The organism is Marinobacter zhejiangensis, assembly GCF_900114775.1.
GTDB lineage: Bacteria > Pseudomonadota > Gammaproteobacteria > Pseudomonadales > Oleiphilaceae > Marinobacter > Marinobacter zhejiangensis.
This window is the reverse complement of the sequence record NZ_FOUE01000004.1, coordinates 65,693-85,538: the sequence shown is the minus strand read 5'-3', so window position 1 is coordinate 85,538 and position 19,846 is coordinate 65,693. Positions and strand designations below refer to the sequence as shown.

14 protein-coding genes are annotated in these 19,846 nt (G+C 57.4%); 6 read left to right on the top strand and 8 right to left on the bottom strand.

Annotated elements, in window-relative coordinates:
* Positions 1-6: 6 nt before the first annotated feature.
* Complete coding sequence (locus tag BMZ67_RS13210) at positions 7-1,239, bottom strand: aspartate kinase (RefSeq protein ID WP_092023435.1); 1,233 nt, start codon at positions 1,237-1,239, stop codon at positions 7-9.
* A 114-nt stretch (positions 1,240-1,353) separates the two neighbouring features.
* On the bottom strand, positions 1,354-3,981 hold the full coding sequence (gene alaS / locus BMZ67_RS13205; protein WP_092023434.1) for an alanine--tRNA ligase: 2,628 nt from the start codon (positions 3,979-3,981) through the stop codon (positions 1,354-1,356).
* Positions 3,982-4,241: 260 nt separating this feature from the next.
* On the opposite strand from alaS, the gene BMZ67_RS13200 reads away from it, so the two are divergent.
* Entirely contained in the window at positions 4,242-4,784 is a 543-nt protein-coding gene (locus tag BMZ67_RS13200; protein ID WP_092023432.1) for an RDD family protein, read from the top strand.
* An 8-nt stretch (positions 4,785-4,792) separates the two neighbouring features.
* Here the strand turns inward: BMZ67_RS13200 and lptG are convergent, their stop codons facing one another.
* Entirely contained in the window at positions 4,793-5,854 is a 1,062-nt protein-coding gene (gene lptG, locus BMZ67_RS13195) for an LPS export ABC transporter permease LptG (RefSeq protein WP_092023430.1), read from the bottom strand.
* Complete coding sequence (gene lptF, locus BMZ67_RS13190; protein WP_092023428.1) at positions 5,847-6,950, bottom strand: LPS export ABC transporter permease LptF; 1,104 nt, start codon at positions 6,948-6,950, stop codon at positions 5,847-5,849. The genes lptG and lptF overlap by 8 nt, the downstream gene beginning before the upstream one ends.
* A gap of 196 nt (positions 6,951-7,146) precedes the next feature.
* Here lptF and BMZ67_RS13185 point away from each other — a divergent pair, with 196 nt between their 5' ends.
* The 5 genes from BMZ67_RS13185 to BMZ67_RS13165 all read left to right on the top strand — a co-directional run bounded on the left by BMZ67_RS13185 (position 7,147) and on the right by BMZ67_RS13165 (position 13,590).
* Positions 7,147-8,640 carry a leucyl aminopeptidase gene (locus BMZ67_RS13185; RefSeq protein ID WP_092023426.1) on the top strand — a complete coding sequence of 498 codons (1,494 nt, stop codon included), beginning with the start codon at positions 7,147-7,149 and terminating at the stop codon, positions 8,638-8,640.
* The gene (locus tag BMZ67_RS13180) at positions 8,627-9,106 is read left to right on the top strand and encodes a DNA polymerase III subunit chi (protein ID WP_092023424.1); all 480 of its coding nucleotides are present in this window, start codon (positions 8,627-8,629) and stop codon (positions 9,104-9,106) included. The genes BMZ67_RS13185 and BMZ67_RS13180 overlap by 14 nt, the downstream gene beginning before the upstream one ends.
* Before the next feature lie 97 nt (positions 9,107-9,203).
* Positions 9,204-12,056, top strand: a complete 2,853-nt coding sequence (locus BMZ67_RS13175; RefSeq protein WP_092023422.1) for a valine--tRNA ligase — start codon at positions 9,204-9,206, stop codon at positions 12,054-12,056.
* 3 nt (positions 12,057-12,059) lie between these two features.
* On the top strand, positions 12,060-13,004 hold the full coding sequence (locus tag BMZ67_RS13170; RefSeq protein ID WP_092023420.1) for a ketopantoate reductase family protein: 945 nt from the start codon (positions 12,060-12,062) through the stop codon (positions 13,002-13,004).
* A gap of 19 nt (positions 13,005-13,023) precedes the next feature.
* Positions 13,024-13,590 (top strand): cob(I)yrinic acid a,c-diamide adenosyltransferase, encoded by a 567-nt coding sequence (locus tag BMZ67_RS13165; protein WP_092023418.1) that lies wholly within the window; start codon positions 13,024-13,026, stop codon positions 13,588-13,590.
* An 84-nt stretch (positions 13,591-13,674) separates the two neighbouring features.
* Here the strand turns inward: BMZ67_RS13165 and BMZ67_RS13160 are convergent, their stop codons facing one another.
* The 4 genes from BMZ67_RS13160 to BMZ67_RS13145 all read right to left on the bottom strand — a co-directional run bounded on the left by BMZ67_RS13160 (position 13,675) and on the right by BMZ67_RS13145 (position 19,811).
* On the bottom strand, positions 13,675-15,705 hold the full coding sequence (locus tag BMZ67_RS13160; protein WP_092023416.1) for a methyl-accepting chemotaxis protein: 2,031 nt from the start codon (positions 15,703-15,705) through the stop codon (positions 13,675-13,677).
* A gap of 196 nt (positions 15,706-15,901) precedes the next feature.
* Positions 15,902-16,783 carry a CobD/CbiB family protein gene (locus BMZ67_RS13155; protein WP_092023414.1) on the bottom strand — a complete coding sequence of 294 codons (882 nt, stop codon included), beginning with the start codon at positions 16,781-16,783 and terminating at the stop codon, positions 15,902-15,904.
* Positions 16,784-16,800: 17 nt separating this feature from the next.
* Positions 16,801-17,391, bottom strand: a complete 591-nt coding sequence (gene ampD, locus BMZ67_RS13150; protein WP_092023412.1) for a 1,6-anhydro-N-acetylmuramyl-L-alanine amidase AmpD — start codon at positions 17,389-17,391, stop codon at positions 16,801-16,803.
* A 119-nt stretch (positions 17,392-17,510) separates the two neighbouring features.
* Entirely contained in the window at positions 17,511-19,811 is a 2,301-nt protein-coding gene (locus BMZ67_RS13145) for a DUF1631 domain-containing protein (RefSeq protein WP_092023411.1), read from the bottom strand.
* Positions 19,812-19,846 lie beyond the last annotated feature (35 nt).

The following is a 19,846-nucleotide window of genomic DNA, read 5'->3' as shown; positions in this document are numbered from 1 at the left end:
CGCTGATCAGGCCTCTCCTTCTGGTTTATCCAGATCAAAAGCACTATGAAGCGCGCGAACTGCAAGCTCAAGGTACTTTTCATCAATGACGACAGAAATTTTGATCTCTGACGTCGAAATCATCTGAATATTGATGCCTTCATGGGACAGCGCCTCAAACATGGTTGTCGCAACGCCTGCATGGGAGCGCATACCAACACCCACGATGCTGACTTTCGCAATCTTGTTGTCACCACTGACTTCACGAGCACCCAGATCGGCCGCTACTTTATTCAGAACATCACGCGCACGGTTAAAATCGTTACGGTGTACCGTGAAAGTGAAATCGGTGCGGTTATCAGCGCCGACGTTCTGGACGATCATGTCTACTTCAATATTGGCCTCACTAACGGGCTTCAGAATGCCCAAAGCGCTGCCTGGGGTGTCCGGCACACCGGAAATTGTCAGTTTGGCTTCATCTCGGTTAAAAGCAATGCCGGAAACAACCGGTTGTTCCATGACCTCATCATCCTCAAATGTAATCAGGGTACCGCCGCCATCCTGGAAACTCGAAAGGACACGAAGCGGAACGTTGTATTTTCCTGCAAATTCGACGGAGCGGATCTGGAGCACTTTGGAGCCCAGACTCGCCATTTCAATCATCTCTTCGAAAGTGATGCGGTCCAAGCGACGGGCACTGTCAACCACTCGTGGATCTGTCGTATAGACACCATCCACATCGGTATAGATCTGGCATTCATCGGCCTTGAGAGCAGCGGCAAGAGCCACAGCGGTGGTATCAGAACCACCTCGGCCCAGAGTCGTGATATTGCCGTTCTCATCAATCCCCTGGAATCCGGCAACAACCACAACCCGGCCCGCATCCAGATCTTCGCGCATGCGCTGCTCGTCAATCTGGCGAATACGTGCCTTGGTATGGGTGCTGTCCGTCAGGATTCGCACCTGACTTCCTGTGTAGGAACGCGCTTCACAGCCACGCTTCTGCAGCGCCATTGAGAGCAGCGCAATGGTGACCTGTTCACCGGTTGAGACCAGCACGTCCATTTCTCTTGGCGTAGGCTCATCCATAATTGCACTGGCCAGACCAATCAGACGATTGGTTTCACCGCTCATGGCAGACACCACCACCACGACATCATGCCCTTCTTTACGGAAGCGACAGACCTTATCCGCCACAGCCTCTATTCTTTCGGTGGTGCCTACTGAGGTGCCACCAAACTTCTGAACCAAAAGCGCCATTTTATTCCCAATATCCAATCAGGGACCCACAACGGCACCTTTGGCACCGTCAATCTACAGTCAAACCGGCGGAATTATATACGTACGCCGGCGTTCACGTAATAGTCGATGGTCTTAAGACAGCTTTTCTTCAACCCACCCTACAACCCCGTCCAACGCCTGGGGCAGTTTGTCCGGATCGGTTCCGCCACCTTGCGCCATATCTGGGCGACCACCGCCCTTACCGCCAACCTGGGCAGCCAGGTGCTTCATCAGGTCTCCCGCCTTGACCTTACCGGTCGCAGACTTGGTGACACCAGCTACCAGAGTGACCTTGCCATCTTCCACACTCGCCAGAACCACCACACCTTCACCGAGCTTGTTCTTCAACTGGTCGGCCGTATCCATCAGGGCCTTGCGGTCAGCACCCTCAAGCATCGCCGAAACCACCTTAAGCCCCTTAACCTCAACCGCCGATGCCGCCAGGTCGGAGCCTGCGGAACTGGCCAGCTTCGATTTCAGCTGCTCCATTTCCTTTTCAAGCTGGCGATTCCGCTCCAGAGTAGACTGAACCTTCTCGACCAGGCTGTCCCGGGTTCCCTTGACCAGCTGCGCCGCTTCGCGGAGCTTACGGTCGCTCTCGTCCACCCAGGACAAGGCATTGAGCCCGGTTACCGCTTCAATTCGGCGAACGCCTGAGGAGATGCCACCTTCAGAGGTAATCTTTAGCAGGCCAATGTCACCAGTACGGGACACGTGGGTACCGCCACACAGTTCAACAGAGTACGCATCGGTTCCCATACTGAGTACCCGTACGCTATCACCGTATTTCTCACCAAACAGGGCCATCGCACCTTTCTGCTGCGCCCGCTCCATGTCGGTCACTTCAGTTTCAACCGGGGTATTGGCCAGCACCTGCTGGTTTACCTGGCGCTCAATTTCCTTCAACTCTTCCGGCGTCACCGCCTCGAAATGGGAGAAGTCGAAGCGGAGTTTTTCAGGGTCAACCAGAGAGCCTTTCTGGGTAACGTGGTCGCCCAGCACCTTACGCAAAGCCGCATGCAGCAAATGGGTCGCAGAGTGGTTAAGGGCGGTCGCCTGACGGAGGGCGTGATCGACCCGGGCATCCACAGTCATACCCGCCGCGACCTCACCCTCAAGCACTGTACCGATATGGATGTGGTTATCCCCTTCCTTGCGGGTATCGGTCACCTTAAACTGACCGCCTTCCCAAGTCAGCAAGCCGGTATCACCCACCTGGCCACCAGACTCGGCGTAGAACGGGGTCTTCTCAAGAACGATGATGGCTTCATCACCCGCCTTGGCGCTCCGTTCTTCACCGCCCACGATGACCGCCCGCACGGTTTCACGGCCATCAACCGTTTCGTAACCCGTGAACTCGGTCTTGCCATCCAGTCGCAGGCCAGCGTTGTAATCAATGCCGAACTTGCTGGCCGCGCGGGCACGTTCGCGCTGATCGTTCATGGCCGCTTCGTAACCGTCATAATCGAGGGTCAGTCCACGCTCACGCGCGATGTCGTTGGTCAGGTCAACCGGGAAACCGTAGGTGTCATACAGCGTAAAGATGGTCTGACCTGGGATGGTGGTTCCTTCCAGTTCGGCAATATCCTGCTCCAGCAGACGGAGCCCCTTGTCCAGAGTCTTGGCGAACTGCTCTTCTTCCTGAAGCAGAACTTTTTCAATTTGCGCCTGGGTACGAACCAGTTCCGGATAGGCATCCCCCATCAGGTTCACCAACGCGCCTACCAGCTTGTGGAAGAACGGGCCCTGGGCACCCAGCTTGTTACCGTGACGCGCAGCACGACGGATAATCCGCCGCAGCACAAACCCCCGCCCCTCGTTCGACGGCATCACGCCATCAGCAATCAGGAAGGAGCAAGAACGAATGTGGTCAGCCACAACACGAAGGGAGGCTTCGGTTGCTGCAACACCACCCAGCACCTCGGACGCCGCGCTGAGCAGGTTTTCGAACAGGTCGATCTCATAGTTGCTATGCACGCCCTGCATAACAGCGGCAATACGCTCAAGTCCCATGCCGGTGTCTACCGAAGGCTTGGGCAGTGGTTGCATCTCACCGTCCGCGGTGCGGTTGTACTGCATGAACACGACGTTCCAGATTTCGATGTATCGATCGCCATCCTCATCCGGGCTGCCAGGAGGACCACCCGCTACATCCGGGCCATGATCATAGAAAATTTCGGTACAGGGGCCACAAGGACCGGTGTCACCCATCTGCCAGAAGTTGTCGGACGCATAGGGCGCACCCTTGTTGTCACCGATGCGGATGATGCGCTCTTCCGGCACACCCATTTCCGTTGCCCAGATATCGAAAGCTTCGTCATCGGAGGCATACACAGTCACCCAAAGCTTTTCTTTGGGCAGTTTGAGCCAGTCATCACCGGTCAGGAATGTCCAGGCAAAGTTAATGGCTTCACGCTTGAAATAGTCGCCAAAGCTAAAGTTGCCCAGCATTTCAAAAAAGGTGTGGTGACGGGCGGTATAACCAACATTTTCGAGGTCGTTGTGCTTACCTCCGGCACGCACACATTTCTGGGCTGTCGTCGCACGGGTGTAGTCGCGGGACTCCCGGCCCAGGAAAACGTCCTTGAACTGGTTCATGCCCGCATTGGTAAACAGCAGGGTGGGGTCATCCGCAGGCACCAGTGAGCTGCTCGGCACAACGGTGTGGCCCTGTTGTTGGAAATAGTTGAAAAATGCCTGTCGCAAATCTGCGGTTTTCATAGACCCTGCCCTGATGGAAATATCAGCCGTTCTGTTAAGAAGAGGATGGTGCGCCTGAATCCCTGAGGACACCCGTGTGCAAGTGTCTGGCGGCGCAAATCCGCTACTCTAGCATAGGCCGCTGGCAGGAAAAACGGATTACTTCTCAACGGTCAGGAGGAACTCCCGCGCCACGGGACTGCGCCTGACACCCAATCGGGGTATACTCGCGTCCCTCAAACACCCACGACATCACCCTAAGCTGTTGCCAGGAGAGCTCCATGCCCCGCCGATTTCATGACAACGACCAGCTACTGCCACCGGCGCCCATGCTTCGGCGCAGCCTGGCCATGATCTATGATGGACTGATCTGCATTGCGGTACTGCTGGTAACAGCCTGGGCCTACACCATGGTTGCAGCCTTCGCTGTAGGCTTCGAAAAATACAAAGAGATGACGGAATCCGGGGCCATGGGCGCAGACCCGCTCCTCAGCAGCGTTCTGTTTATTGTCCTGTATTTTTTCTTTGGCTATTTCTGGACCCGGAACGGGCAAACACTGGGTATGCAGGTGTGGCGGATTCGGGTGCAGAACCTCAACGGCATTTCCATCAGTTGGAGCCAGGCCCTGAAGCGCTTCATGGTAGCGGCGATAAGCCTGTTCCTGGCCCTGCTTTGCCTTTACAACTGGGGTAGCTGGACCCTGATCATTCTGACTCCCGCATTAATCGCCGTGTTCTGGCCCATCAATGGCGAGTCACTGACGGACCGGCTGTCGAAAAGTCAGATGGTTCGGGTACCCAACCCCAACGAAAAGAGCAGCTGACCTGCGGGTCAGCCTGCCCTTCGCATCAGGACTGCCCCAACCAGGGCATTGATGGCGATCGGCGCCATGATGGCAATCACCGGATTGAAGCCGAACACCAGACTCATCGGGCCCAGCAAATCCTGCATGTACTTGAACAACAACCCGACAATCAGTCCCGTAAACACCCGGAACCCCATGGTGACCGAGCGCAAGGGACCAAAAATGAACGATATTGCCACCAGCACCATCACCGCGGTGCCTAACGGCATCAACACTTTCTTCCAGAACGCCAGCCAGTAGTTCGATGAACTCAGCCCCTGCTCATCCAGGTAGGAGGCATAGGTGTACAGCCCCCCGACAGACAGGTTTTCCGGCTTAACGATAAGTACACTGAGCACCGACGGAGTCAGCCCTGTGTCCCACCGCAACTGTTGCTGGCGTTCGCGACTGGTCGACAGGTCTGAGAACACCGTAGTTCGCACATTTTCGAGGAGCCAGTGGTCACCCTGGTAGAGCGCTCGCCGCGCAAATGTGGCTTTCACCATCGAACGGCGATCGGAAAACTCAAACAGGGTCACACCGTGCAATACGCCGTTCGGTTCGACGGCATTAAGATGAATAAACGTATCACCTTCCCGATGCCAGATACCCCCTGACGACGCAATATTCTGACTAGCCCCTCTCGCGACTGCCTTTTGACTCTGGGCCAGCCGCTCGCTTGGAGGCGCGACGTACTCACCGATCAGCAGGCCAATGAAAACGATCACCAACGTTGGCTTCATGGCCGACCAGACAATCCGCCGAATGGAGACACCGGCCGCCCTGATCACGGTCAACTCAGAGGAGCTGGCCATCGCGCCCAAGCCTACCAGACACCCCATAAAGGCCCCTAGCGGCAGATAATCGTAGATTCGTCGCGGCAGGGTCAGGAAGACATACATCAAGGCCTGGAGCGTCTGATACTCGGCCTGGGTATCGTCCAGCTCAGCGATAAAAGCAAAGATCAGGTCCAGCGACAGCACCACCACCATGACCAGGAACATCGCCCCGCCAACGGTGCGCATCACGTAATTGTCAAGCTTACGCATGGGCCTGCCCCTCCCGGATCATACGCCGGCGATAGAGCCAATCGGGCCCAAACTGCAGCCAGAGCGCCAATGCCAGGAACAAGGCGTGAACCCAGAGCATGCCGATCCATTCCGGCACCTTGCCATCTTCCAGGGCATCACGGGCAACAATCAGCAGCCCCAGGTAGAGAATGTAAACCAGCATGGCCGGAAGAAGGTGAAAGAAGCGCCCCTGGCGAGGATTGACCCGACTCAGGCGCACCGCCAACAGAGTCACGATCGGAACGATCAGTGGCAGGGACAGCCGCCAGTGCAGCAGGGCACGATCTTTTGGGTCGTCGGATTCAAGCAGTTCAAGGGTACTCAGTGCTTCTTCATCCCGGCGTTCACGAGCGTCACCCCCTTCAACTTTCAGGCCATAGGCATCAAACGTGGTGACCTGGTAATCCAGTCGTCCTGGCGCACCCTGGTAGCGAGACCCGCCTTCCAGCACCAGGAACCGGCTACCGGTGTTCTCGTCCACCAATTGCGAACCCACATCGGCGGTAATCACCGTTAAACCGGGCTGCCCCCGATTAAACTCGGCGATAAAAACCCCGAACAGCTTGCGCTTGTCGTCGCTCAGAGCTTCGGTATAGGTGACACGCCCACCGGAGGACAGGGTCTGGAAACGCCCCGGAGCCAGCAATTCAAACTCGGTTGCATTGCGCTGTTCATTAAAGATGCCTTCTACCTGCTTCATGCCCCAAGGCGACAGGTAGAGACTCATAAAACCGACCACAAGCATTACCAGCAGGCTGCCAATCAGCGTCTGCGCCAGCACCTGCCGGTCGCTGACCCCGCAGGCATAGAGCACGGTCATTTCGCTTTCCAGATACATTCGCCCGTAGGCCAGCAGGATGCCGATGAAAAAACCCAGCGGCAGGATCAGTTCGAGAAACCCGGGAAAGCGGTAGGCCATGATGAGAAACAGCACGTCGCCGGAGATCTTGCCAGCGGCCGCATCCGCGAGGTACTTGATAAAGCGGCCACTCATAAACACCATGAGCAACACGCCGGATACCGCCAGCATGCTAACCATGACTTGTCGGGTAAGGTAACGGAAAACTATGCTCAAGGACGTCTCTTCTGGCCGGAGTGTTTCAGGTTAGGTGCAACATTTTGAATGTGGGGTATTCTATGTAACCTGACCGGCGAATGACAGACCAGCCGGACGCTTTTCCCCGGCACAGAGAAGGCGGTCAAGAGCTTGAACTCTGTCAGCCGCGCCCCAATGTTGGGGCAGCAAACACATTAAATTTTCGGGAGTTGCCATGAATTTCGCTCTGAGCAGTAAACCCATCACCAGTATTAAAGCAGATAGCATCGTCATTGCCTTGCCCGAGAAGGGGGAATGGCCAGCCTCCACCCAACAGGTGGATGAAGCTCTGGGTGGACTGCTGGGTCAACTGGAAAAAAGTGGCGACATTTCCAGCAAACGCGGTAGCAGCCAATTGATCCCATTGGTTGGGCAACCCTGGTCGCGCGTATTGGTTGTTGGCACCGGCTCTGACAAAGACCGCACCCCCACCAATTTCCGCAAGGCGGTCACCGCAGCCATAACCCAGATCAAGGATGGTGTCGCCCAGCATGTGGTCATCGCCCTTGCCGACACCCTGACCGTCGGTGACGAGCAGGCCAGCTCCGAAAACAACCGTCTGAACCTGATCGGACGTTCTCTCGAAGAACAGCTGTACACCTTCAGTGAGTTCAAATCCGAGAAGCCGCCGGTTCGCAAGCTCAAGAAAGTTACCGTACTGGCCTCCGCCGCCACGAAAGCGCTCAAAGGTGCGTTCGAACTTGGCCTGGCAACCGGCAAGGGCATGAACTTTACCCGCGACCTTGGCAACACCCCGCCCAATATCTGCCACCCGACCTGGCTGGCCAAGCAAGCCCAGAAGCTGGCCAAGGACTACGACTGCATCGAGACCGACGTGCTTGATGAAAAGCAAATGAAGAAGCTGGGCATGAATACCCTGCTCGCGGTGTCTGCAGGCAGCGCCCAGCCCGCCCGCCTGATCGTCATGGAATATCGCGGTGGAAAGGCCAAAGACAAGCCCTACGTTTTGGTCGGTAAAGGCATCACCTTCGATACCGGCGGCATCAGCCTCAAGCCCGGCGAAGGCATGGACGAGATGAAGTACGACATGGGCGGCTCCGCCTCGGTGTTCGGTGCTATGAAAGTGCTGGCCGAAACGCAGCCCAAGATCAACGTAGTTGCTGTCATTGCTGCCGCTGAGAACATGCCAAGCGGCGATGCCACCCGTCCGGGAGACATTGTCACCTCCATGTCCGGCCAGACCGTTGAAATCCTGAACACCGATGCCGAGGGCCGCCTGGTGCTGTGCGATGCCCTGACCTACGTCAAACGGTTTGACCCGGAAGTGGTCATCGACCTGGCCACCCTGACCGGCGCTTGCATCATTGCCCTGGGCCACCACGCCAGCGGTTTGCTCAGCAATGACGACGACCTTGCCAACGAGCTTCTGGCCTCCGGCGAGCGTGCCTGCGACCGCGCCTGGCGCCTGCCCCTCTGGGACGAATACCAGTCTCAGCTCGACAGCAATTTCGCCGACATGCAGAACATTGGTGGACGCCCTGCAGGCACCATCACCGCCGCCTGCTTCCTGTCACGCTTCACCAAGGAATACCGCTGGGCTCACCTGGACATCGCCGGCACCGCCTGGCACTCCGGCAAGGCCAAAGGCTCATCAGGCCGCCCTGTCCCGCTGCTGGTTGACTACCTGATGTCCCATGCAGAACAGTAATTCGGTCAGTACCGGCCAGGACTCCGGCGACCAGTCTTACTGGTTTCATATCCTGGCCCAGAACACCCCCGCCGCCCGCAACCTGCATGCGGTGCGGCTGGTGGACAAGGCCTGGCAACAGGGCGACCGGGTGTGCATTGTGTGTGAAGACACTGAGCAAGCTCAGGAGCTGGACGACCTGCTCTGGCAGTTCAGCCCGGATGCCTTCATCCCTCATAGCGTGGTGGCCGACCCGGCCATCACCTGCACCGATCCGGTGGGGCTGCTACTCTGCCCTCCCGCTGCAGACGAATGGGACACAGTGGTAATGCTGGCCTCGACACTCCCGGCGAATGCCGATCAGTTCAAGCGCCTCGCCCTGGTTGCCCATAACGAGCCTACCGTACTTAATCAGGCCCGCACGCAATACAAACAGTTACGTGCCATGGGCATTGAGCCCCGGGTACACGACTTCCGTAAGCGGTAAGGTATACCAGGGTTCGCCGCGCCCTCGCCGAGCATGTATAATTGCCGGTCTTAAATTTTTCGAACTTCATCAACCAAACCGGTCACCAGCAAAACCCATGGAAAAAACCTACCAGCCAGAAAACATTGAGCGCCAGTGGTACGAAAACTGGGAATCCAAAGGTTACTTCCGCCCATCCGGCGAAGGGCAGCCGTACAGCATCATGATTCCGCCGCCCAACGTCACCGGCAGTCTGCACATGGGCCATGCGTTCCAGCACACCATCATGGACACCCTCACCCGCTACAAGCGCATGCAGGGCAACAACACACTCTGGCAGGTGGGTACCGATCACGCCGGTATTGCCACCCAGATGGTGGTAGAGCGCAAGCTGGCGGTTGAGGAAGACAAAACCCGTCACGACCTGGGCCGGGAAGAGTTCATTAAACGAATCTGGGACTGGAAAGAGCACTCCGGCGGCACCATCACCGGCCAGATGAGGCGTTTGGGCAACTCCGTGGATTGGGAGCATGAGCGCTTCACCATGGACGACGGTTTTTACAAGGCCGTTCAGGAAGTGTTCATCCGTCTGTACGACGAGGGGCTGATCTACCGCGGTAAGCGGCTGGTAAACTGGGACCCGAAACTTCATACCGCCATTTCCGACCTGGAAGTGGAAAACAAGGAAGAAAAAGGCCATTTCTGGCATCTGCGCTACCCACTGGCCAACGGCGCCACCACAAAGGATGGCAAAGACTATCTGGTTGTTGCCACCACCCGGCCGGAAACCCTTCTTGGCGACACCGCAGTTGCCGTTCATCCGGACGACGAACGCTATCAGCACCTGATCGGCCAGAAGGTTCTACTGCCACTGGTTAACCGCGAAATCCCCGTTATCGCGGACCATCATGCGGACCCCGAGAAGGGCAGCGGCTGCGTCAAGATCACACCGGCCCACGACTTTAATGATTACGCCGTTGGCAAACGCAACAACCTGCCGATGATCAACGTAATGACTCAGGATGCGAACATCCGCAGTGTCGGCGAAGTGTTTAATTCCGACGGCAGCGCCAACGACGAGATCGACGGCACCCTGCCTTCCGCCTATGCCGGCAAAACCCGTGAGGAAGCCCGCAAGCTGATCGTTGCCGACCTTGAGTCCGCCGGTCTGCTGGAGCAGGTCGAGGATCACGTTCTCAACGTTCCCCGTGGCGACCGTTCAGGCCTGATCATCGAACCGATGCTGACCGACCAGTGGTTCGCCGATGCAAAAACCCTCGCCAAGCCGGCCATCGAAGCGGTCGAGGACGGGCGCATCCAGTTTGTGCCCAAGCAATACGAAAACATGTACTTCTCCTGGATGCGCGACATTCAGGACTGGTGTATCTCTCGCCAGCTTTGGTGGGGTCACCGCATTCCCGCCTGGTACGATGCTGAGGGCAACATCTATGTTGGCCACAACGAGGCCGCTGTCCGCGAAAAATACGGCCTGGCCGCCGACCTGGCACTGAAGCAGGACGACGACGTACTCGACACCTGGTTCTCCTCTGCCTTGTGGACCTTTGGCACCCTGGGCTGGCCGGAGAACACCGAACGCCTGCAAACCTTCCACCCCACGGATGTGCTGGTCACCGGTTTTGACATCATCTTCTTCTGGGTCGCCCGGATGATCATGATGACCATGCACCTCATCAAGGACGAAGACGGCACTCCACAGGTACCGTTCAAGACGGTTTACGTCACCGGGCTGATCCGCGACGAGCATGGCCAGAAAATGTCGAAGTCCAAGGGCAACGTCCTTGACCCGCTGGACATGATCGACGGTATCGAACTGCAGACCTTGCTGGAGAAACGTACCGGCAACATGATGCAGCCGCAGCTGGCCGAGAAAATCGGCAAGCGCACTGAGAAGGAATTCCCGGAAGGTATCGCCGCCCATGGCACCGATGCCCTGCGCTTTACCCTGGCCGCCCTTGCCTCGACCGGTCGTGACATTAACTGGGACATGCGCCGCCTAGAAGGCTACCGCAACTTCTGCAACAAGCTGTGGAACGCGGCCCGCTACGTACTGATGAACACCGAGGGAGAGGACTGCGGCGCCAACAACGAGCCGGTAGAACTGTCCTTGGCCGATCGTTGGATCATCGCCGAACTGCAGCGCTGTGAGCAGGAGGTGATCCGTCACCTGGACCAGTATCGCTTCGACCTGGCCGCCCACACCCTGTACGAGTTTATCTGGAACGAGTACTGCGACTGGTACCTGGAACTGTCCAAGCCGGTACTGAGTGATGACGCCGCCAGCGCAGAAGCCAAACGTGGCACGCGCCGGACACTGGTACGGGTCCTTGAAGCGGTCCTGCGACTTGCTCACCCGATCATGCCGTTCATCACTGAAGAGATCTGGCAGCGCATTGCACCCCTGGCCGGCAAGCAGGGTGACAGCATCATGACGCAGCCTTATCCCCAGGCCGACAGCAGCCGCCAGGATGACACCGTGACCGCCGACATCGAGTGGCTCAAAGGGGTCATCATTGCCGTTCGGAACATTCGCGGTGAAATGAACATTTCCCCGGCCAAGCACATTCCGGTGCTGCTGAGAGGCGAGAGCGCTGACGATCAACGGCGCATGAACGAAAACCGACAGTTCCTGATTTCCCTGGCCAAGCTGGAAAGCCTGGACTGGTTTGACGGCGGGGAAGCCCCCATGTCTGCCACCCAGCTGGTGGGCGAGATGGAAGTCCTTGTGCCCATGGCCGGGCTGATCGACAAGACAGCCGAACTGGCTCGACTGGACAAGGAACTGGACCGCCTGACCAAGGAAATTGGCCGCCTGGAAGGCAAGCTGGGGAACGAGAAGTTCACCGCCAAGGCGCCTGCCGAGGTTGTGGAAAAGGAAAAGGAGAAGCTCCGTGACGCCCAAGGCAGCCAGGCCCGCCTGAGCGAGCAGCGCAAAGCCATTGAGGCCATGTAAGCCATGCCGGCACCGCGCCACCAGGAATCTACGCCCGCCAATAACGGGCTAACCCTGATCCTGGGGGCCGGTGCCATGGGGCGCCTGTGGGCAGCTTCGCTGCCTGCCGGCCAGACCCGCTTCCTGGCGCGGGCAGGTACAACACCACCTGCACCCTATCACTATCAGTTCCAGAACATCCACGGCGACCATCAGACCGTCGAAGTTCCTTTTGCCCAAGCGAACGACCTCCCCAAAGCAAGCTGTCTGCTGGTAGCCACAAAGGCGCCTGACACACTGGCTGCGCTTAAGGAGCACGTTTCCGAGTTACCGCACTACCTGCCTATTCTCCTGTTCCAGAACGGCATGGGCAGTCAGCAACAAGTTGCCGCTCAGTGGCCCGAGCGCCCCATACTCGCGGCGGTCACTACGGAAGGTGCCAATCGCCCCACGCACGAGTTCACCGTCCATGCCGGCAAGGGCCAAACCTGGCTTGGTCCTTTAACAGACGCCGCAGTGGGCATTGAATCCAAGCTACTGGAGCACCTGTCGACCTCCGGACTGGCTATCGCCAGCGAGCCGAATATCCAGCAACGGCTTTGGCAAAAGCTGATCATCAACGCGGGTATCAACCCGTTCACGGCGATACTGAACTGCGCCAACGGCGATATCCTCCAGCATCCGTTCTACCTGGATCATATCGATGCACTGTGCCTGGAACTCCAGCAACTCATGGCAGCCGAAGGCATGGTGCCAAAATCTTCGATTGAGCTGCGCAAAAACATTGAAGCCGTCGCCCGGGCAACCGCGGCCAACACCTCGTCCATGCGCGCTGACACGCTGCACAAGCGGCCAACCGAGATTGATTTCATCAACGGCTACGTTACCCGACGAGGGAAAGAACTTGGCCTCGACCTGGCCGTTAACCGAATGCTGACGGAACAGGTCAAGATACTGACCAATGACTGACGACACAGGACACACCTGAATGGGCAACCGACTTTCGAAGATCTACACCCGAACCGGTGACGATGGCTCCACCGGTCTGGCAGACGGTAACAGAATCCCCAAGAACGCCCTACGGGTTGAGGCGATGGGCACAGTCGATGAACTCAACTGCCATCTGGGGCTGCTGCTGGAAGGCCTGACAGCCGACGATACCTTCATTGACCCGCTTCGCCGAATCCAGCACCACCTCTTTGACCTGGGCGGAGAATTCGCCATCCCCGGCAGCCGAATCATCAGCCCTGACCACATCCATTGGCTGGAACAGACGCTGGACCACCATAATGAGGAGCTGCCGGCACTGAAAAACTTCATCCTGCCAGGCGGTTCACCAGCAGCGGCGCAATGTCATCTGGCAAGAGCGGTGTGTCGTCGAGGCGAGCGGATCGTCGTCGCCCTTGGTCAGGAAGAAACCATCAACGATGAAGCCCGCCAATATCTGAACCGTCTGTCTGATCTACTGTTCGTCGTGGCAAGGGTATTAGCCCGTCGCAACGGCGGTGAGGAAATTCTGTGGGAACAAAAAAAATCCGATCTACAGGGAGACTGATCACTCCGACTCCCGCAAACCGGACCTGCGCCTGACGAACGTCAGGCCCTACCTATCTCGATCTCGCTACCGTGGTTTAGCCACTCAGACCTTGAACGCTTCTACCAGGCGCTGCAGAGATGCCGTCAGGTCAGACATCTCACGGGACGCCCCCAGAGTTTCCTCCGCATTCGCCGCGGTACGCTGTCCCAGGGTGCCAATCTGCTCAACGTTGGTATTGACGTTCTTCGCCACCGCGGACTGTTCCTCCGCTGCCTGGGCAATCTGGTGACTCATATCGACAATGGTGCTGATTCCCTGGGCGATGCGATCCAGGGCTTCGGTTACCTCAGCCGATTTTCCAACCGTGGTTTCGGTCACCTGGTGGCTGTTGGTCATGGCTGCCACAGCATCCTTCACACCGCTTTGCAGCCGGGAAATCATACCCTCAATTTCTTCCGTCGATTTGTGGGTACGCTGAGACAATGAACGCACCTCGTCAGCCACCACGGCGAACCCTCGACCCTGCTCCCCTGCTCTAGCCGCTTCAATGGCAGCATTCAGGGCCAGCAGGTTGGTCTGTTCAGCAATAGCCTTGATCTCGACCAGCACCTGGCTGATGCTGTCGCTGTCCTGACTGACCCGATTGATTACCTCAACCGCACCGTTGATCTCAGTCGCCAGCTGGTTGATGGTATTCACCGTATCAGCAACCACATCCCGACCTGTTTCAGTATCACGCTCCGCCCCACCCGCGCTGTCAGACACCCGCAGCGCACTTTCCGCCACTTCCTGAACTGCATCCACCATCTGCTGCATAGCGTCGGTGATCTGATTGGTCTCATCCATCTGGCGGGCAGAGGCTTCACTGCTCATCGCTGCGGTGTCGTTGACCCGGCTCGCCTGCTGATCCACATCCGCCGTTGTGGCGCTGACAGAGCGGATCAGGTCCGCCATTTTACTGGTCATATTATTGAACTCGGTGGTCAGGCTACCAAGCTCGTCCCGGTTATCGAGGTCAATCCTGACAGTCATGTCACCAGCGGCCACCGTACGGGCCGCATCGCTGAACCGGCCAATCGCAGTGCGGACCGACACAAAGAAGCCTACGTACAGGTACACCACCACCAGCAATACAATCGCCAGCGCCACGAAAATAAAGGTACGCTGGTTGGTCTCATCCACCAGACGGCCATTGATGTTCTCTTCTACAACCCCCAGTGCCAACTGGTTCAATTCGGTGAGGTAATCGAACTGACTTGCCACCCCATTGGTAAAGTCGCGCCAGGGCATTTCAAGGCGCATGGGCGTAATCACGTTCACATCGAGAGAGTCCCGGACCACCATCAGGCTCTCATTTGCGTCCTCAAGTAAGCCATCGGCTTCAGAGCCAAATCGGCTGGAGGCACCGACCGCAACCGCCAGCGCCGGACCAAACTGGGCGTAGCCATTGGTCATGCCGTCGTAGACTTCGTTCAGGACCTCACTAAGGGCGTACCCTACCTGCCCTTCCAGAAGCGCAAAGACTCCGAAGCTACGCGCCTTACCCATGACTCCCCTGGCGTCCTGGGACGTTTCATTGAGCAGTTTCAGCAGGACCAGGTTTTCCTGAGAAGCATCCTGCCCCAGCCCCGAAATTTCTAGGGTGGACGTCAGCAAGGCGCGGGCTTTCTGAACAAACTCCTGATAGTAGTTGAACTGAGGCTCGACATTGCCAAGGTAGGCATCTTCGCTACGCAGACGGGCCCACTCAGACTGCAGACTCTCAACCTGCTGGAGCCAGTTGCCGTCGACATCAAACTCGGAACTTCCGGACACCAGCTGAGCCAGCGCCTGTTCGATATCTTCTGCCGCCTGTTCGGACTCGCTGATCAGGCCAGCCTCATTCTTGACCTTACCGGCGGCACGGTAGTCACGATAGCGATAAGCCGCCTCAAGCAAATGATCCACCTGACGCACATGCTCAAGCCCTTCGATCTCACGGGTCAGTGTGCTCACAGACTGGTTCAGCGCGCTAACGACAAGGTATGAAAGCCCCCCGATAGGGAGCAGAAACAGAATGCTGATCAAGCTGAACTTATAGAACATGGGCAGCCGGTTCATCAGCGCTACCGCAGGATAGATGAAACTCTTCACGCAATCTCCCCCAGCACGGGCAACTTCCGTTGGAATTCTTGTTTTTATGATTCTTGGTTTTTTTTGGTTATTTAAGCCCAAAGTTTTAGGCTGCTACTTAAGTTGTCGCACTATTCTGGCAAATCTTTAGGCCAATTGACTGTAAAATTTTATGTAATGTCGTTATTCCCACCAGAATCCGCGGGTCAAATGCAGCTCACAACCAACCAGCGATCACCAGCAGAGCAAGCAGGCACACCCAGACCACCATGCTGCGATTGAGTAAATCGCGAATGGCATTCAAGCTCCGCCCACCAAATTCCAGCCACTCATCCGGGTGCAGGCTGGCAAAGCGTTTGGGGTTCAGCGCATAACCGGTCAAGGCACTGTTTGCACCGCTAAACAATACGGTCCGGGCATTGACAGAAGGCATGAACGCATAACGGCGCCCCTCCTTGAGCCAGCCGGGGAAATCGCCGGCGAGGCCAAAGCTGAATGACAGCAGGCGTGCGGGCAGCCAGGCAACAATCTCAACCAGCAGGGAAAACCGGTCGCGCACAGCGGGCTGTGGCCAGAGGTCTCTGAGTGCAACGACACCGCGAACAAACACTGCTAACCCTATGCCGCCAATGACGTACCAGAAGACCACCAGGAAATAGCGTTCGAAGACGACCGTCAGCAATTGGCTGGAAAACGACAGGTGCATAGCGTCCGGTGATACCCCTTGACCACGTTCGGCCGGAGGCAAGTAATCTCTGACATGGTGCCAGGCCGCCTGCATATCCCCCCGCAACCAGGCATCGCCGTAAACCTTTAACGCGCCCTGCCAGCCAGGAATGCCCATCAGTACCAGCAACAGGAAAAGATCAACCGGATAACTCAGAACAGACCAACCTCGGCTCGCTACCGTCCACTCCAGCACAATCAGCCCCAGCCCGGCGAACGCAACCAGAAACACTCCCGCAGCACCGTTGTCGTCCCCCGAGTCTGGCGCAACTCGCTTGAACATCGAGGAAAAAAAAGGATCCATATCGAAGCGCCCCATCGCATCAAGGCGGCGGCGAGCGACGTAGGCCAACAGAAAAATCAGCAATGGCATAGTACGTTCAACCTCAACTAGTGCCCGGCAAGGCGATGACGAAAATGTTCCCAGTCAAAAGCAGGCCCGGGATCGGTCTTGCGGCCAGGCGCGATGTCGCTGTGACCAGTAATGCGATCCTGAGTGATCTCTGGCCATGCCGCCATGATCAGGCTGGCAACCCTGGCCAGAGCGTGGTATTGCGGCTGTGCGTAAGGGACATCATCCGCCCCCTCTAGCTCAATGCCAATCGAGTAGTCATTACACTCCTCCTGGCCACAGAAACTGGAGCGCCCCGCATGCCAGGCCCGATCTTTCAGGTTTACGAACTGAACGACTGAACCATCCCGCCGGATCAACAGGTGGGCAGACACCTGAAGGCCCGCAATTGTCTCGAAATAGGGGTGTTCGGAAGGGTCAAGGCGGTTGCAGAAAAACCGCTCAATCTGGTCGCCACCAAACTGCCCAGGGGGAAGGCTGATATTGTGAACAACCAGGAGGGAAATAGCGGTACCGCCTGGCCTATCGCCGTAGTTCGGTGAAGGACACCATCGGGCGTCAGGAAGAATGCCAGTGGCCCGAACCCGGGACGCCGGCGAGTCAGACGTTGTTCTTTTTGAGGAGGTCAAAGCTTGCCCACAAAGCCTGGGCGCTGGATAAACTGCTACCAACGCAAGTGGTTAATGCTTCAAATTGAAGCACATTCGCAACTGCCTTACTAGTGACGACCAGCCCCTGCCACAAGGCATCAGTCCCGACGACTGTGCCTCAGGTTATCGATGATGGACTCCAATGCCCGGTCGAAAATCAAACCGTCGTCCAGCATCGAAATTTTGCCATCGGCCAGGGATCGTGCCAGCTCCTCCCGATGCAGCTCAGCCACCTTGGCCCCACTCCGGTTAACGAAGATGAACTTTCCGGTCGCTTTGATAAACGCTGCCAGTTTACAACGCACTCGGTTGTCACCTGACAGCAATTCAACCCACGACCCGACCGGCAGGGAGTCCGCCTTGGAAAGCCAGGCCGCATACGCCTCATCAACTTCCTCAGCAGCGCTATCGCCTGCTGCCGCCAGGGGCGCTACTGCGAGGTCTGGAACACCTTCAGGCATCGTCGCCTCAGCCCCGACAGGATCACCAGCGTCTGACACGCTGGTTTCGAGGGTGGCAGCTTCAGGCGCGACGGCTTCCACCGCGGCTTCGGTGCTGGCGACTTCCGCTTTGCTGGTGACCAGTTGCTGGAACACATCCACATGCGCGAGTTCAAGGTCACGTATGGTGTTGTCGGTCGCAAACGGGTCCCAGGAGATTGTTTGCAGACCCTTACGCAACCCATCGACGATCCCCGGGATGGCTCGCAGCAACTCGGTTCGGGTATTGGCATCATAGGGTGCCGGAGCCACGCTCCATACCAAGCGGCCACTCAGTTCCACAGCCGCAGCCCACTCCGGGCTGTTATCGCCCTTACGCAAGATTAACCATTGCAGGTATTTCCGCCAGGGTTCGCTCAGTAATGAACGGACCACATCCGGCAGGTCACGATCCCCAACAACCTCTGCCAACGTCTCGTCCACAACCGTCTTGGCCCGTTCTTGCAGGGCGCGGCCTTCTTCAGCATCTTTAAGACGCTGCTCCACCAGTTCCCGGCGACGCCGATCGAGATCCATGAAACGGCTGAAGTCAGCCAGCAACTCACCAAACAAATCGACGTTGTCAGAAAAGTTATCGAGCAGGCTGCAAACCACCCACTCAATCTTGTCTTTCAGCGGGTCCCGCTGACCTTCAGGCTTCTCGACCCAACCAATCGCTGCGAGGGCCAGCTCATTGAGCAGTTTGCGAGCGGGGTGACCGCCACGATTGAAAAAGCCCTGGTCGACAAGGGCGACTTTCAGCACCGGAATCTGCAACCGGGCAATCAGGGCTTTCATGGGTGCGGCCAGCTGCCGATCCTCAAGAATAAAATCGAACAGCATGGACACCAGGTTAATGACATCATTATCGACCTGCCTGACCGAATAGCCTTGCCCGGACGCCGGGTGCAGCACAATCTTAAGCTGCTCAGACAGTGAACCCGGTGCCTGAGACTGCAGTTCAGCTGCAGGCTTCTGGAGATCACTCAGCATGGTCATCAGCCCATGGGTGTCGAGCTCCACTCGCCCCGAACCCCCACCGTCGGCAACACCAATACCCTCCTGGTGCAGCAAGGCACTGAGTTCAGAGAACGTTGCCTGTCCTCTGGCCGACGCCATCGCCTCTGTTATTCGCGAATCGACAGGCAGGACACCGGCGCTGTCAGGCTTTCGGGATGCCATCGGCGGATTTCTGTACACCGTGCTCTGCTCGGCTGTTCTGGACGCAGGTGTAGGTCGTTTGAGATTGGGCAGAACGCCCTCCTGGGCCAATAGCTGGTTGGCGCCGCTATACAGCTTTTCCAGGGTGCTGGTCAGCAAGTGGTCAAACAGCTTGAGCACCGTCAGTTTGGCCCGGATGTCAATATCGAGGTCGCCGCAGGCCTCTGACAGCCCACTGCAGATCACTTCCGGGCTAAGAGGAATCTGACGGTCCTCCAGCTGGATATTGGGTAGCAGGTGGCGCACCCGGGCAGCCAGCAGTCCCAACGTTTCTTTATTTCGGGTACGGAGCTTGGCGGTCAGGTTGTCGATGGCCACCTTCTGTTCCAGGTCGGCATCATCCATCAACGTTAGCGAATCCTGATCGAATGCCTCCAGCTCATCCCCGCCGATGGCCGGGTCAAAGCGTCCAACCTCATTAAAGGAGCGGCTCATGCACTGGAGAATGGACACCGTGATGTTTTTGCGACGCAGCCGCAACTCCCGCATGGCATTAAAAAATGCTTCCTGATCCTGATTGGTTCCCGCTTTTTCCGCCAGGTTGAACAGAGCATCGTCGGAACTGTCAAAAAACTGGGTAAGGACATTGCGCAGCCCTTTGCCGGAGACGTCCCTTAACCGAACCAATACGCTAGGCAGGCTGGGCTGACCCATCGCTCGCTGGGCCTGCAGATTCACCACCTTGTTTCCCTGTGTCATGGGATTACTCCAACCCGCTTTCGGTAATTACCAAT

What these genes read in the sequence shown, in the direction of transcription:
- BMZ67_RS13170 (WP_092023420.1), top strand. Translation starts at nt 12,060, where the DNA reads ATGCCGGCACCGCGCCACCAGGAATCTACGCCCGCCAATAACGGGCTA.
- BMZ67_RS13175 (WP_092023422.1), top strand. Translation starts at nt 9,204, where the DNA reads ATGGAAAAAACCTACCAGCCAGAAAACATTGAGCGCCAGTGGTACGAA.
- BMZ67_RS13210 (WP_092023435.1), bottom strand. Translation starts at nt 1,239, where the DNA reads ATGGCGCTTTTGGTTCAGAAGTTTGGTGGCACCTCAGTAGGCACCACC.
- BMZ67_RS13185 (WP_092023426.1), top strand. Translation starts at nt 7,147, where the DNA reads ATGAATTTCGCTCTGAGCAGTAAACCCATCACCAGTATTAAAGCAGAT.
- BMZ67_RS13165 (WP_092023418.1), top strand. Translation starts at nt 13,024, where the DNA reads ATGGGCAACCGACTTTCGAAGATCTACACCCGAACCGGTGACGATGGC.
- BMZ67_RS13145 (WP_092023411.1), bottom strand. Translation starts at nt 19,811, where the DNA reads ATGACACAGGGAAACAAGGTGGTGAATCTGCAGGCCCAGCGAGCGATG.
- BMZ67_RS13155 (WP_092023414.1), bottom strand. Translation starts at nt 16,783, where the DNA reads ATGCCATTGCTGATTTTTCTGTTGGCCTACGTCGCTCGCCGCCGCCTT.
- lptG (WP_092023430.1), bottom strand. Translation starts at nt 5,854, where the DNA reads ATGCGTAAGCTTGACAATTACGTGATGCGCACCGTTGGCGGGGCGATG.
- BMZ67_RS13200 (WP_092023432.1), top strand. Translation starts at nt 4,242, where the DNA reads ATGCCCCGCCGATTTCATGACAACGACCAGCTACTGCCACCGGCGCCC.
- BMZ67_RS13180 (WP_092023424.1), top strand. Translation starts at nt 8,627, where the DNA reads ATGCAGAACAGTAATTCGGTCAGTACCGGCCAGGACTCCGGCGACCAG.
- alaS (WP_092023434.1), bottom strand. Translation starts at nt 3,981, where the DNA reads ATGAAAACCGCAGATTTGCGACAGGCATTTTTCAACTATTTCCAACAA.